General features: G+C 33.4%; 13 protein-coding genes. 3 read left to right on the forward strand and 10 right to left on the reverse strand.

Annotation, left to right across the window (positions count from 1 at the left end; translation table 11 throughout):
* Window positions 1-133: 133 nt before the first annotated feature.
* The 5 genes from V6246_RS09450 to V6246_RS09470 all read right to left on the reverse strand — a co-directional run bounded on the left by V6246_RS09450 (window position 134) and on the right by V6246_RS09470 (window position 4,644).
* Entirely contained in the window at window positions 134-583 is a 450-nt protein-coding gene (locus V6246_RS09450; RefSeq protein ID WP_341560153.1) for a DUF3157 family protein, read from the reverse strand.
* 72 nt (window positions 584-655) lie between these two features.
* Window positions 656-862 (reverse strand): helix-turn-helix domain-containing protein, encoded by a 207-nt coding sequence (locus tag V6246_RS09455; RefSeq protein ID WP_341560154.1) that lies wholly within the window; start codon window positions 860-862, stop codon window positions 656-658.
* A 3-nt stretch (window positions 863-865) separates the two neighbouring features.
* On the reverse strand, window positions 866-1,435 hold the full coding sequence (locus tag V6246_RS09460; protein WP_341560155.1) for a DUF2975 domain-containing protein: 570 nt from the start codon (window positions 1,433-1,435) through the stop codon (window positions 866-868).
* Between the two features lie 254 nt (window positions 1,436-1,689).
* Window positions 1,690-2,784 (reverse strand): biotin synthase BioB, encoded by a 1,095-nt coding sequence (gene bioB, locus V6246_RS09465; protein ID WP_341560157.1) that lies wholly within the window; start codon window positions 2,782-2,784, stop codon window positions 1,690-1,692.
* A 39-nt stretch (window positions 2,785-2,823) separates the two neighbouring features.
* Window positions 2,824-4,644 (reverse strand): TonB-dependent receptor plug domain-containing protein, encoded by a 1,821-nt coding sequence (locus V6246_RS09470; protein WP_341560158.1) that lies wholly within the window; start codon window positions 4,642-4,644, stop codon window positions 2,824-2,826.
* A gap of 70 nt (window positions 4,645-4,714) precedes the next feature.
* On the opposite strand from V6246_RS09470, the gene V6246_RS09475 reads away from it, so the two are divergent.
* The gene (locus tag V6246_RS09475) at window positions 4,715-6,223 is read left to right on the forward strand and encodes an aminotransferase-like domain-containing protein (protein ID WP_341560160.1); all 1,509 of its coding nucleotides are present in this window, start codon (window positions 4,715-4,717) and stop codon (window positions 6,221-6,223) included.
* Here the strand turns inward: V6246_RS09475 and V6246_RS09480 are convergent.
* The 3 genes from V6246_RS09480 to V6246_RS09490 form a co-directional block, all read right to left on the reverse strand.
* The gene (locus tag V6246_RS09480; RefSeq protein ID WP_341560162.1) at window positions 6,187-6,660 is read right to left on the reverse strand and encodes a DUF2007 domain-containing protein; all 474 of its coding nucleotides are present in this window, start codon (window positions 6,658-6,660) and stop codon (window positions 6,187-6,189) included. The two genes, V6246_RS09475 and V6246_RS09480, sit on opposite strands and share 37 nt — an antisense overlap.
* Before the next feature lie 235 nt (window positions 6,661-6,895).
* Entirely contained in the window at window positions 6,896-8,314 is a 1,419-nt protein-coding gene (locus V6246_RS09485) for a flotillin family protein (protein WP_159018670.1), read from the reverse strand.
* A 3-nt stretch (window positions 8,315-8,317) separates the two neighbouring features.
* A complete protein-coding gene (locus V6246_RS09490; RefSeq protein ID WP_317164218.1) occupies window positions 8,318-8,887 on the reverse strand; it encodes a hypothetical protein in 570 nt (189 codons plus the stop codon).
* 471 nt (window positions 8,888-9,358) lie between these two features.
* On the opposite strand from V6246_RS09490, the gene V6246_RS09495 reads away from it, so the two are divergent.
* Complete coding sequence (locus V6246_RS09495; protein ID WP_341560163.1) at window positions 9,359-9,763, forward strand: lipocalin-like domain-containing protein; 405 nt, start codon at window positions 9,359-9,361, stop codon at window positions 9,761-9,763.
* A gap of 90 nt (window positions 9,764-9,853) precedes the next feature.
* Window positions 9,854-10,873 (forward strand): phenylalanine--tRNA ligase subunit alpha, encoded by a 1,020-nt coding sequence (gene pheS / locus V6246_RS09500; RefSeq protein ID WP_341560164.1) that lies wholly within the window; start codon window positions 9,854-9,856, stop codon window positions 10,871-10,873.
* Window positions 10,874-10,946: 73 nt separating this feature from the next.
* Here the strand turns inward: pheS and V6246_RS09505 are convergent, their stop codons facing one another.
* The gene (locus V6246_RS09505) at window positions 10,947-11,270 is read right to left on the reverse strand and encodes a DUF4286 family protein (protein WP_074936715.1); all 324 of its coding nucleotides are present in this window, start codon (window positions 11,268-11,270) and stop codon (window positions 10,947-10,949) included.
* A 95-nt stretch (window positions 11,271-11,365) separates the two neighbouring features.
* Window positions 11,366-13,141: a tetratricopeptide repeat protein gene (locus tag V6246_RS09510; protein ID WP_341560165.1), complete on the reverse strand. Its 1,776-nt coding sequence runs from the start codon at window positions 13,139-13,141 to the stop codon at window positions 11,366-11,368.
* Window positions 13,142-13,192 lie beyond the last annotated feature (51 nt).

A 13,192-nucleotide genomic window follows, 5' to 3' on the forward strand; every position in this document is an offset into this window, starting at 1 on the left:
AATACGTTTAAAAAATAAGGTACTCCCGCCTTGAGTACTTTTTAAGACCGTAAACAACTTAATTTTAGTTTTTTACGGTTTTTTTATGTCGATATTTTGCCGAAAAAACAAGAAAAATTTCAATTACCTAAAATTAAAAAAGTTTAGACGCCTTTATAATAGAATTCCCTAAGCGTTTATAAGTTACCTCAGCTCCATTTGCACAAAAATGATAAACCGCTTTCTTTTTTTGCTCAGAAAAAGACAATAAAAAAACATCGTCTACCGAGCAGTTTTGATCTTTAGCAACTTTCTTTTTTACATATCCCATAGAGGAACGACCGCGTTTTAATTGCGATTGAATTTTACCATCTAACCTAGGCTCTAAGTAACCTGTATCAAGATTACATGCGTTTTCATCTGCCGGTTTAAGCGATTCGATTAAAGCGGTTTGCGATTCTGAATCTACAGCATCAAGATACTCCCAAGTATAATCGTTTTTAAGAAACACACGGCGTCCGTCTTCGGTTTTTACAATTTGACCAGTTTGCGAGAAACTAAAAGATGATACAAGTAAAAATAAGAGGAGAGTAAAGGTTTTCATAATAGAATCTTTATGTTGCAATATTTATCAAAAATACATTTTTAAACTAGTAACATCAATTGGTAAACAATATTAATCTTCAACATATTCCAAAATATCTGCTGGTTGGCAATCTAGAGCTTTACAAATGGCCTCCAAAGTAGAGAAACGAACAGCTTTGGCTTTTCCAGATTTTAGTATCGATAAATTAGCTGTAGTGATCCCAATAATTTCGGCTAAGTCTTTACTCTTAATATTACGTTTGACAAGTACGACATCTAAGTTTACAATAATTGGCATCCGTTATATAGTTAAGTCGTTTTCTTGTTTTAAGGCATATCCTTCTTTAAAAATCTCACCCATAATAAATGCAAATAAAATTAAAAACAAAGGCGTTAATGAAATTCCAAAGCCATGAAAATACCCTTTATTAAAATTCATTACTTGGAAACTGGTTAGCAAAGTATAAATAAAAATAAATTTACCAATGCGTCTAAAAGATTTTATATTATCCTCTTCAAAAGACTTCACTTTTTTTACTGATTTCAAAATCTTTTGAAACTCTTTTATACTTAAAAATAAAACCAATAATATTCCTGATAGCTGAAAATAGCCTAAATATAAAGAAAAGGTCTTTATGTTATCTAAAGTATAAATATTAGTATTCGTAATTTCAGATTTCAATATAGAACGGGATGATATAAAAAAATCCTTACTATCAGAATTAATCGTCACCTCCTTGTCTTTATAATAATCTCTATCCATCTGTACATGAACAAAAACAAAAGTTAAACCTATAAAAAATACAATGTAACCAAGTTTTATAAATTTACAAAGCACAATCGAAATGTTTAAAAGTCTATTTTTAGTCATGATAAAATTATTGTTATTCGATAACAAATATATAAAAATTATCGATTAACAATAATATTTTTATTAAAAAATAAATTATCAATCTTTGGGCGTTACCCAAAAAGGGTCGGGCTTTCCGCTAAAAGTTTTGGCTCGATGCGCGCCTCGCCAAAAGCTACCGCTGCAATCCCTAACGCGAAAAAAGCCCGCTAACAACACCTTCAACATGCTATCAACAGACTTTATTTACAAAATTTATCCTTTAAAAAAGAACACTACTTAATCAATTTTCCTTTTTCTTTAGCCAATTCGTTACGTTCAATTTTATGCTCTGGGCGTGTCCATTTTGGTTTTTCACCTAAAGATTGAAATTCAGAATCGGTTGCTTCGACAGTTTGTGGTTGTACCTTTTTTGTAAAAGGTTTTTGCGGATTCAATCCTAAAAGTTCAAACATTTTTATGTCTTCATTAACATCAGGGTTTGGCGTAGTTAATAATTTATCGCCAGCAAAAATAGAGTTTGCACCAGCAAAAAAGCACATGGCTTGTCCTTCTCTACTCATTTGCGTTCTACCCGCACTTAAACGCACTTGAGTTTCTGGCATAACAATCCTAGTAGTTGCTACCATTCTAATCATTTCCCAAATAGAAACTGGTTTCTCATCCTCAAGCGGTGTGCCTTCCACAGCAACAAGTGCATTAATTGGTGTAGATTCTGGTTGCGGATTTAATGTAGAAAGCGCAACAAGCATACCTGCTCGATCTTCAATATTTTCGCCCATACCAATAATACCACCACTACAAACGGTAACATTAGTTTTGCGCACATTATCAATAGTATCCAATCGATCTTGATAACCACGCGTAGAAATGACTTCTTTATAATATTCTTCCGAAGAATCTAAATTATGGTTATACGCATACAAACCTGCTTCTGCCAAACGTTGCGCTTGGTTTTCGGTAATCATACCTAAAGTACAACAAACCTCCATGTCGAGTTTATTAATGGTACGCACCATTTCTAAAACAGCATCAAACTCTTCACCATCTTTTACATTTCGCCATGCCGCTCCCATACAAACCCGAGAACTTCCGCTTGCCTTAGCCCGTAGAGCTTGCGCTTTAACTTGTGGCACAGACATTAAATCGTTTCCTTCAACATTGGTATGATATCGTGCTGCTTGCGGACAATACCCACAATCTTCACTACAACCACCGGTTTTTATAGAAAGTAAAGTTGATACTTGCACCACATTAGGATCATGATTTACTCGATGTACTGTTGCTGCTTCGTAAAGCAACTCCATTAATGGCTTGTTGTAAATATCTAGAATTTCTTCTTTGGTCCAATTGTGTTTTGTATCGCTCATAGATTCCATTTTTTTTACTCTATCACAGAAAACGTTTAATTAATTTAAACTATATCGCATACCAAATAAGATGTTTTTTGGTGGCATAGGTACAAAACCAGCTTCAATATAATCGGCATTAAATATATTACTCGCTGTAACGGCAAACTCTAATTGCTTTACATTAACAACTAAAGATGCATCCCATACATTATAGCTATCACCAGTGGTACGTTGTGCATGTTTGTAAATAATATTATGACTTACATTTTTAAATAATTGCGTGCTTAAACGTGTTGTAAAATGATGCTTTAAGGTATTTAAAGAATAACGCGATAATTCTTTATTCTGATTTAAAATGTCATCTTCTAAAAAATTATAACCCACAGCCAATGTTTGATTAAACGTATTTAGTTTAAAATTATAAGCGGCATCAACCTCAAAACCTTTAGTGTTTACATCTGTAATATTGGTTGCTGTATAAACAGCTTCTGTAGTGTTTGGACGAATAAAATCAATTAGATTTTGTGCGTCTCTATTATAAATTGCCACAGAACCAGAAAACCTTGGTGAAAAATATTTAATTCCAATTTCTTGCGCAAAAGCTTCTTCAACCTCCAAATCTGGATTTCCAGCTGTACTTGGGTCATTGTAAAACAAATCGGTATACGTTGGTATTCTATAAGTATAACCAATGTTACCATAAGCTTTTACAGCATCACTTATTTTGTAGCCAACATCTAAACCAGGGAAGGCATAAAAATCGAAATCAGAAAAATAAGTAACAGCAACACCAGGCGTAATATCTAATTTATCATCAAGAACTTTGAATTTGTGTTCCAAAAACAAGGTCGTCATAAATCTATCGCGATCTCCTAAATTATTACTTGTAATAAAATCTTCAGACATATCGATTCCAAAACCTGTAATACCTGCTTTTGATCTATAAGATCCGTTAACCTCAGCTCCTATTTTATTGGAAATATGTAAATTTCTATAAACCGTTGGATCATTACGTAAATACACATATTCATCCTGGTTTCGTTTCCAGTAAATACGTGGTTTAATTGTTAAACTTTCAGTTTTAAACTGTGTAGAAAATGCAATTAAGCTGTTTTGAGTTTCTTCATATTGATCAGTTCCGCTTTCTCTTGCATAAAAACCATTGGCACCAAACTTTCTCTCTTGAAAAGTAGCGATCATTTCAATAGCTTTTTTGTCTTTGTTGAATACACTTTTTACAAAAAAGTTACTATTATCGTAATCAGTATTATATCGATAACCAGCCGAAGACATTTTGTCGACATGCACAATATGCGATGAATTCTCTAAATCTGTAGCAATAGTAACACCAGCGTTTAACTGGCCAAACGAACCTGTTTCCGCTTTAACAGAAACCGTATTGTTTAATTCTTTTTTAGTAACAATATTAATAGCACCGTTAAAAGCATTTTGCCCAAATATACGAGCAGCAGGACCTTTAATAATTTCAATACGCTCAATAACCTCTATTGGTAAAGCCGCATTCATGGTGTGATGCCCTGTTTGTACATCATTCATTTTAACACCATCTATAAGTAAAAGCGTTTGATCAAAACTTCCGCCTCTAATGTATAAATCGGCCTGACTTCCAGCAGTTCCTCGTCTTCTAATATCTACACCTGCAACTTGTTGTAATAAATCGGCTATATTATTGGCAGCACTATTTTTAATAGCTTCCGCAGAAATAATATTTATAGTTCTTGAGTTTTCCTTAAAAGGAAGATTTATTCTTGTCGACGCTACAACTATAGTATCTAAGTCTTGTTTTTGTTGCTCTTTTTGTGCATGCGACATAAATGTGCACATAATAAAAGCAGTTAAAGCGAATGTAGTTTTCATAAAAGTTTTGTTTATAACGCTGCAAAAGTCGTAACTTTCCGGACGAGTTAAGTAGTCCAGTTTTAAAACAATGAATAGTCCGGTTAGTAATCTCTTACAGCAATTAATACAATTTGAAAAAAACACGTCTCAACCCGTATACATTCAAATAGCTCAGCAAATTATAAATGCTATTCAACGCGGTTATTTATCCATAGGAACAGCATTACCGGGAACTCGTGTTTTAAGTCAGAAATTAAAAATACACAGAAACACCGCTGTTGCTGTTTATGATGAGTTAGCCTCGCAAGGTTGGGTAGAAATAATACCCAACAAAGGCACATTTATTTTGGTTCCGGAGCAAACAACAGCACCTATAAAAGCTACAGCACACCAAATAGACCAAGTATATCAATACCCAAAAACTACAGGTTTTCCTTTTCAAACATCATTTAATTTAGCATCTACATTACAAACTACAAAGGCAGAATATAGCATAAACGATGGCAACCCAGATTTAACGCTACATCCGGTTCACGAATTTTCTAGATGGTATAGTGCCGCCATGAAACGGAAATCTTTAATTTCAAAATGGAACCAAACCACAGCAGTATCCTATTCAAAATTTGAAACCCAACTCTGTAATTATTTAAACGCAACTCGAGGGTTTCATATAAAACCAAACAACCTTATAAGTACGCGAAGTACAGAAATGAGCTTGTATATTGTTTCTCAACTTTTAATTAAAACTAACGATGTTGTTTTGGTGGGCCACTTAAGTAACTATGCTTCAAATATGATTTTTCAGCAAGCTGGAGCAGACATAAAAACAATTCCGGTAGATGAACATGGGTTAGATGTTGATTACATAAGAACTCATTTTATAAAAGGGAGCATTCGCTTTATATACATCTGTGCACATAGGCATTACCCAACTACAGTAACGCTTAGTGCCGAGCGCCGATTAAAACTATTAGAACTAGCAAAAACCTACAAATTTGCTATTATTGAAGACGATTATGATTATGATTTTCAATACAACGGTTCTGCCATGTTACCTATGGCAAGTGCCGATGGTAATGGTGTGGTGGTTTATTTAGGAAAGCTTGGCCAATCACTATTCCCTAGTTTTCAAACGGGATTTGTAGTGGCTCCTGAAAGTTTAATTTCTGAAGCAAAAAACTATTTGCAATTATTAGATAAGCAAGGCGACATGATACAGGAGCAAATACTCGCCGAGTTAATTCATGAAGGTGAAATATACCGACTCCTCAAAAAGAATATTATAATTTACAAAGAAAGGCGCGATTGTTTATGCGAACACTTAGCCTTCTATTTTAAAAATATTATTACATGGGAAAAACCATCGGGAGGCTTAGCGATATGGTTACGATTTAATAATAAAATCTCTTTGGTAAAATTGGCTGAAGAATCAGAAAAACTCAACTTATTTCTTCCAAAAACAATACTTTATCAAGACAAAGATACTTGTGCTATCCGTTTTGGTTTTGGACAGCTCAATGAAGAAGAATTAGAGACTGCAATTAAAACTTTAAAAACTGCTTATGATATTGTGGGTCCTGCATCTGGCACAACATAAATAGGGGATACTTTCTCTATATCAAATTCCGTTTTACAAGCTTCACATCTGTATTTATGTTTTGTATAAATTGGTAAAGCAGATATGATAATATTAGTTATGAAAGCAAAAATAAAAGCAAAAAGCGCTTTAATATCCTTTATTGTGGAGTAAAGTTCAATTTTATCACTTTTACAATTCGGACATTTTATAGCATTACCTTGGTTATCTAAAGAGAATTTGTTTATCGATTTTAAAATATGTTCGGCTTCTTCAGCTTGATACGATAATACTTTCAGTTTTACACCACCAATAGCATTACTAACTAAAGGATCGGTATCTATAGTAAGGTTATCGAATAAAAACACCCGAATGCCATCGGCTTCCAAACGACCTTTTATAATTTGTGCTTCGGTAGAATATTGAAATCTCGCTATGGTTTTAAAAGTATCGTTCACATTAATAATTCATTCAAGTTAAAAAAAGCTTAAACACTAACAACATGTAAGATACAACTAAAAAAGTCAACTTTTACACCTTGAATAATTTCATCTAAAACATCGCTTCCATAATAAGTTTTAGAGGATAGTTTCTCTTTTAAAAACAGCTAAAACTATAAATAGTCTTAAAAAAAAAGCCCAAAAATCAAAATAGATTATTGGGCTTTTTAGTTTTATAAAGATTAATCGTTAATTACTTCTCTGAGGTATTATTTTTTTCAGAAACTACCTCAGCAGCTTCAACATCTTTCCCCTTTAAATACTCTGGCAATTGCATACCAGCCATATCGAACATTTCTTGTAAAGGTGGTACAGATTTGTACATACCAGAAAGGAAATTAGCTGTTGACGATTTCCCGTCTTTTCCGCCACCATTTTCCCAAACAGTAACCTTATCAATTTTAATATTTTTAATGGCTTCCGATTGCATTCTTACTAGTTCTGGTAACTTATCAGCAACTAAAAGTAATACAGCGTCTTTAGAGTTATTTCCGGCAGCCTTCACAATTTGATCTAAACCAGCTGCTTGTTTCGTTAATACTTCATATAAACCTTGTGCTTCTGCTTGTGCTTTAAAAAGAATACCATCAGCCTCACCTTTGGCGCGACGTCTTGTTCTTTCAGCTTCCGCTTCAGCGTCAATTTCAACTTTCTTTTTATCAATTTCCGCAGGTACAATAATATCTGCCATTTGAGAAGAACGCTCACGTTCAGCTCTCGCAGTTTCCGCTAATTGTTCCGCAGCATAAGATTCCTCTAAAGCTTTTGCACTTTGTACTTTTTCTGAAGCATTTGCTACACGTTCTGCTTCTGCTTCACGTTGACGACGTAAAGAATCGGAATTTGCAACAGCAATTTTCGCCTTATTTTCCCCCTCAACCGCTTGTGCATTTGCAGCAGCAACCTGAGTTCTTTCATCTTGTACCGCATTCGCTTCACCAATAGAACCATCTCTAGTTTTTTCGGCAACCGATTTACGTGCTGCATTTATTGCGTGTGCTGCAGCTTCCTTACCTAAAGCTTCAATATAACCAGACTCATCAACGATATCGGTGATATTTACGTTAATTAGTTTTAAACCCACTTTCTTTAATTCTGTTTCTACAGATTGAGAAATGTTGGTTAAAAACTTATCACGGTCATTATTAATTTCTTCAATATCCATAGAAGCCACTACTAAACGTAACTGACCGAATATAATTTCTTGTGCTAAATCTTGAATTTCATTTTGACCTAAACCTAAAAGACGTTCCGCAGCATTTTGCATAACTCCAGGCTCGGTAGAAACACCAATTGTAAAACGTGATGGCACGTTTACACGAATATTTTGTTTAGAAAGGGCGTTTACTAAATTCACCTCAATAGAAATAGGTGTTAAATCTAGAAACTCGTAATCTTGAATTACAGGTACAATAAAGGCTGCACCACCATGGATACATTTTGCCGATTGCCCACCGCCAACTTTACCATAAACTACTAAAATTCTATCTGAAGGACAGCGTTTATAGCGCCTAACTAATACGATAAAAAATAAAAATACGAATAAAATAGCTGCAATTACAGCGATTGGAAAACCCAATTGAAGGTTCTCCTGTACAAAAAGTGATAGCATGTGTTATTTATTTAGTTGTTCTACAATTAATATTCCGTTTGTGGTAACTTCTCTTACCGATATTACTGATCCAGATTTAAGGTCTGTTTCAGAATCTGTTAAAGCTTCTAGTTCTCTTAAAGCACCTTGCACTCTTACATGAGCCTTACCTATAGTTGAGCGTTTAGCACCAATGGTTAAATACACTTCGCCAACACTACCAATAGCATTTTTCATTTTTAAAGTCCCGCTATGGTTTAGTTTTTGCATAAAATAAAACATGGCAGCCATTACCGCCATCATGGCTAAACCACAAAGAATAGACACCATTACGGTTATTGGTTTAGAGAAGCCTGCATCAATACACGCAATACCACTCCAACCAAAAAGGGTAAAAAAGCCAACAAGGTTTTTAAAGGTTATAAACTGAAACCCAATACCAGTATCAGCTTCAATTTCGGCATCGGTATCTAAATCTCCCGAATCGCCACCAATAAAAGTGGTTACAATGGTGATTACAAAAATAAAAGAGCCAATTAATGCAATGCCCCAATAAATTTGTGTAAAAAGCGCCAAGCTGTAAAACCACTCCATAATTTTAGATTTAAAAAAATTAATAATTAAATGTAATACCTTTTTTACGATCGAACAATTTATTTTGAAAGTATAATAAAAACTGCATTCCCTCTAAACACTACAACGATAATAAGTCTGTTTTTCCATCCGTTTCGAGGTTTTTTATTTCAAAAAACAAACTATTGATCTTTAAAGAGCCTATTCGACATTTAGAATCTCACACATTCAAAAAGCAAGACCAAACTTCTCCATATAAGTAGCTCATATTGATGTTTTGTTACAACAACATTCTAAATAAAGTATTATTTTTAAAATACAACCACTTATAAAGCATTGGCTCTACTTTATTATTTGCACTAAAAAACACCTATCAAGATAAACTTGCTTTTTGATGAAAATTATTAAAAAACACATTTAAACAGAAAAAACAGACAGATTATCGGTCTTTTTTATATATTCGCTTCTTAAATTTAAAAACCCAAATCAAAAATGAAAAAATTAATTTTACTTTTAAGCGTTATTACATTAACCTTTAGCTCATGCAGTAGTGACGACGATTCTCAAGATTCAATTATTGGAATATGGAATTATTACCAAAGTTTTGAAAATGATGAAGAATATGAACTTGATACTTGTGAGAAACAAGATGAAATAATCTTTAATGCTGACGGAACCTTCTCTACAAAAGGTTATTACGAAAATGAAGATGGCGTTTGTTCTCTTGACTACGAATCGACTGGAACCTGGGTAAACCTAGGCGACAATATTTACGAGTTTACAGATGATGAAGATGACTACACTAGTACAGCAACCATTATTTTCTCTGGTAATACATTTTACTTTATTGATGAAGATGGAGAGGACACATACAAAGATGTATATATCAAAAATTAATTTTCTTATCGTTAAATAATACAAACGCCTTCAATTGAAGGCGTTTTTTATTTATAAAATCATTAAATTTGCGCACATTTTGAACAGGTCATGATAGATAAAATTAAAGAACTTATTAGCGAAGCCGAATCTTTTAAAGCACAATCGAAAGACGAGGTAGAAGCATTTAGAATAAAATATTTAGGTAAAAAAGGGTTATTAAACGACTTTTTTGCAGAGTTTAAAAATGTGGCAAACGACCAAAAAAAAGAATTTGGTCAAACCATAAATAAACTTAAAAAAACAGCTGAGGATAAAGTAAACGCTCTAAAAGCAGAACTTGAAAGTACCGAAGAAGTAAAAGGTATTTACGGCGATTTATCTAGACCGGGAGAACCAGTTCAAATAGGTGCACGACACCCTATTCCTATCGTAAAAAATCAAATTATAGATATCTTTTCTCGTATTGGATTTAATGTAAGTGAAGGTCCAGAAATAGAAGACGATTGGCACAACTTTACAGCATTAAACTTGCCAGAATACCATCCGGCTCGCGATATGCAGGATACATTTTTTATCCAAACCGATCCGGATATTTTATTACGCACGCACACCAGTTCGGTACAAGTACGTTATATGGAAAACAATACACCACCAATTAGAACTATTTCTCCTGGTCGTGTATACAGAAACGAAGCTATTTCTGCGCGTTCTCACTGTTTTTTCCACCAATTAGAAGGTTTATATATTGATAAAGATGTAAGCTTTGCCGATTTAAAACAAACACTACAACATTTTACAAGTGAAATGTTTGGGAAAAGCGAAATTCGTTTACGTCCATCATACTTTCCGTTTACAGAACCAAGTGCAGAAATTGACGTGTACTGGGGTTTAGAAACAGAAACAGATTATAAAATAACAAAAGGAACAGGTTGGTTAGAAATTGGAGGTTGCGGTATGGTAGATCCAAACGTTTTAGAAAACTGTAAAATTGATTCTACTGAATATTCTGGTTTTGCTTTTGGTGTTGGAATAGACCGAATTGCAATGCTACTGCACCAAATTGGCGATATTCGTTTATTAAGTGAAAATGATGTACGTTTCTTAGAGCAATTTAAGAGCGCATTATAATAAATAAGATATTTTAAAACATAAAAAAGCCTATAAATTTAAATTTATAGGCTTTTTTTATGTTCGGTTTTTATTACTTAAAATTAACCGTATACTCATCTACTATTTCTAGTTCAGTACGAAATGAAAGCACTTTATCGGCAAATTTCTTAAGCCCTTCCATTCTAAATTTATCGGCATCGTCTCGGTAATAAGCATCTAAAGCTTCACGAGAATACGATCGGTATTGCACAGAGTAAGTCACACCCTCAATATCTTCTTCTACCAAAACCTTACTAAGCGTTGCCTTTTCAAACTTACCTGTTCCTAAAACTTGCGGAATATGCTCTTTTATCCAAATTAACCATTCAGCTTCTATAGACTCGTCGATGTTTGAAGTTACGTTATATATTATCATAGTTTCTATTTAAAGCCGCAAAATTAAAGCTCCTAATTACAATACCCAAATTACTCTCGGTTTATTGTTAAAATCGCGTAGATTTAGCTTTGAGATTAGTTTATAGCATCGCCACGTAAAGCTCTAAATTTCTTTCGTGCTTCAACAAAATAAATACTATCAGGATGGCTAAAAATAATCTCTTCGTAAAGCGGTTTGGCTTTATCTGGCTGCTCTAAGTAATTCATGTACAATTCAGCCAATTTAAATAAGGCATTATCAATTAAAATACCTTCTCCATAATTTTCAATTATAGATTTATAGTTACTCTCAGCTTTTTCAAATTGTTGTTTTCCTTCAAATAATTCTGCTTGCTTGTACAAAGCCTGAGCAATAATAGGCTCCGTTTTATGCGCAGCCAAAACCTCACTTAACAAACTAATGGCTTCATCATTTCTATTCTGAAAAGCCAATAAATCGGCTTTAGCATATAGTTTTAAAGCGGTTTGTAGAGAATCTTCATATTTATTGTCTGTTATTAACAACTTCAAGTATAATGCATCATTAGCGATTAATTGCGATGTTGATGCTTTTAAAATTTTTAATTGAGATTCGGCCCACTTAAAATCACCTTTATAATAACTTGTTTTTGCAACTTTGTACCTGGCTTCTTGAGATATTTCACTGTTTTTTAAGCTTCGCTGAATTTGCGTATAATAAATTAAAGCTTGATTAAATTTTTCTTGAAGCACCAATATATCACCCAGTTCCAACTTCACCTCAGCCTTCTGAAATTCTGTTAAAGATAGTTTTAAAGACTTTTCTAAAAAGGAAGTCGCCTTAGCTGTTTCATTCTTATAAAACGCTAAAAAATGTGCGTAAGCAATTTGAAGTTTTAAGGTTTGAGAAACCGAACCAAACTCTTCAAACAACTCTAAATACTTAGCCTCAATAGCTTCGTAATTTTCTTTAGAACTTACTTTCTCTTCTAGTTGTAATAAATGGTAATTTGCCAGCACCTGTGTGCCAGCATCTTGAGCTTTTTCTATAAGGTATGTGTAAATTTCTTTAGCCGTTTCGTATGCTTTTTCATTGGTTGCAATTACCGCCAAATCGGCTATTCTGTTTAAACTTTCTGGCTGACGATTAAAAATGGCCTTTTCTTGAACAAATGCTTTTTTAATATCTTTTTGCTGCACAAACAACCAACTTAATAGCTCGTTCCATAGCAAATCTGGAGTTTGCTGTGCTTTTTTTAATAAAATTTTTCGGAATAATATATTGTTCTCATTATCACTATTTTCACTTATAAAATCGCTGATAGACCGTTTGATATTATTTACAGTAAACGGATTAGCCTCAACATAATCTATATAACTGGTAAACATTTTTTCAACTTTACCTTGCTCTCCATACAACTGAGCCAATTGTAAATCGAAATTATATTTAGGGTTTGAAGCCGTACCTTTTTCATAAGCCAAAATAGCTTCATCCAGCAAACTATGATTTTGAAATACCTTTGCTACAGAAAACACATTACTAGCCCGTAAATCGATACTTTCTAAAGCTTTATTATACTGAAGCCTTGCATTTACGGTATCTTTTTGCAACTGAAAATTATAGCCTAAATCGACTAAAAACCCAGAATACGCAATATCTTTCATCACCTCTAACAAAAAAGCTTCTGCTTCTGCATATTGCTCTAATTGCTGATGCGTTTCTACAATAGCATTTATATTTGTTAAGCTTGTTGACGGCCCTTCGTAGATTTTTTTATACTCAGCTAAAGCCTTTTTAAAGTCACCGTTTTTAAAATACTCCCTCGCTAAAATATCAGATTGCGAAAAAATATTCGTGCTTATAAACAAACAAAATATTAAAAAAATTCTCATGTTGTAAATATAACAAATGTGCTTTTGTGTTATTGTTATCCTGGGTGTTTT

It is taken from the genome of Algibacter sp. TI.3.09 (genome assembly GCF_038154905.1).
In the GTDB taxonomy this organism is placed as follows: domain Bacteria; phylum Bacteroidota; class Bacteroidia; order Flavobacteriales; family Flavobacteriaceae; genus Algibacter.

Coding starts and splice junctions, on each gene's coding strand:
- V6246_RS09450 (WP_341560153.1), bottom strand. CDS start 583: ATGAAAACCTTTACTCTCCTCTTATTTTTACTTGTATCATCTTTTAGT.
- V6246_RS09455 (WP_341560154.1), bottom strand. CDS start 862: ATGCCAATTATTGTAAACTTAGATGTCGTACTTGTCAAACGTAATATT.
- V6246_RS09460 (WP_341560155.1), bottom strand. CDS start 1,435: ATGACTAAAAATAGACTTTTAAACATTTCGATTGTGCTTTGTAAATTT.
- bioB (WP_341560157.1), bottom strand. CDS start 2,784: ATGAGCGATACAAAACACAATTGGACCAAAGAAGAAATTCTAGATATT.
- V6246_RS09470 (WP_341560158.1), bottom strand. CDS start 4,644: ATGAAAACTACATTCGCTTTAACTGCTTTTATTATGTGCACATTTATG.
- V6246_RS09475 (WP_341560160.1), top strand. CDS start 4,715: ATGAATAGTCCGGTTAGTAATCTCTTACAGCAATTAATACAATTTGAA.
- V6246_RS09485 (WP_159018670.1), bottom strand. CDS start 8,314: ATGCTATCACTTTTTGTACAGGAGAACCTTCAATTGGGTTTTCCAATC.
- V6246_RS09490 (WP_317164218.1), bottom strand. CDS start 8,887: ATGGAGTGGTTTTACAGCTTGGCGCTTTTTACACAAATTTATTGGGGC.
- V6246_RS09495 (WP_341560163.1), top strand. CDS start 9,359: ATGAAAAAATTAATTTTACTTTTAAGCGTTATTACATTAACCTTTAGC.
- pheS (WP_341560164.1), top strand. CDS start 9,854: ATGATAGATAAAATTAAAGAACTTATTAGCGAAGCCGAATCTTTTAAA.
- V6246_RS09505 (WP_074936715.1), bottom strand. CDS start 11,270: ATGATAATATATAACGTAACTTCAAACATCGACGAGTCTATAGAAGCT.
- V6246_RS09510 (WP_341560165.1), bottom strand. CDS start 13,141: ATGAGAATTTTTTTAATATTTTGTTTGTTTATAAGCACGAATATTTTT.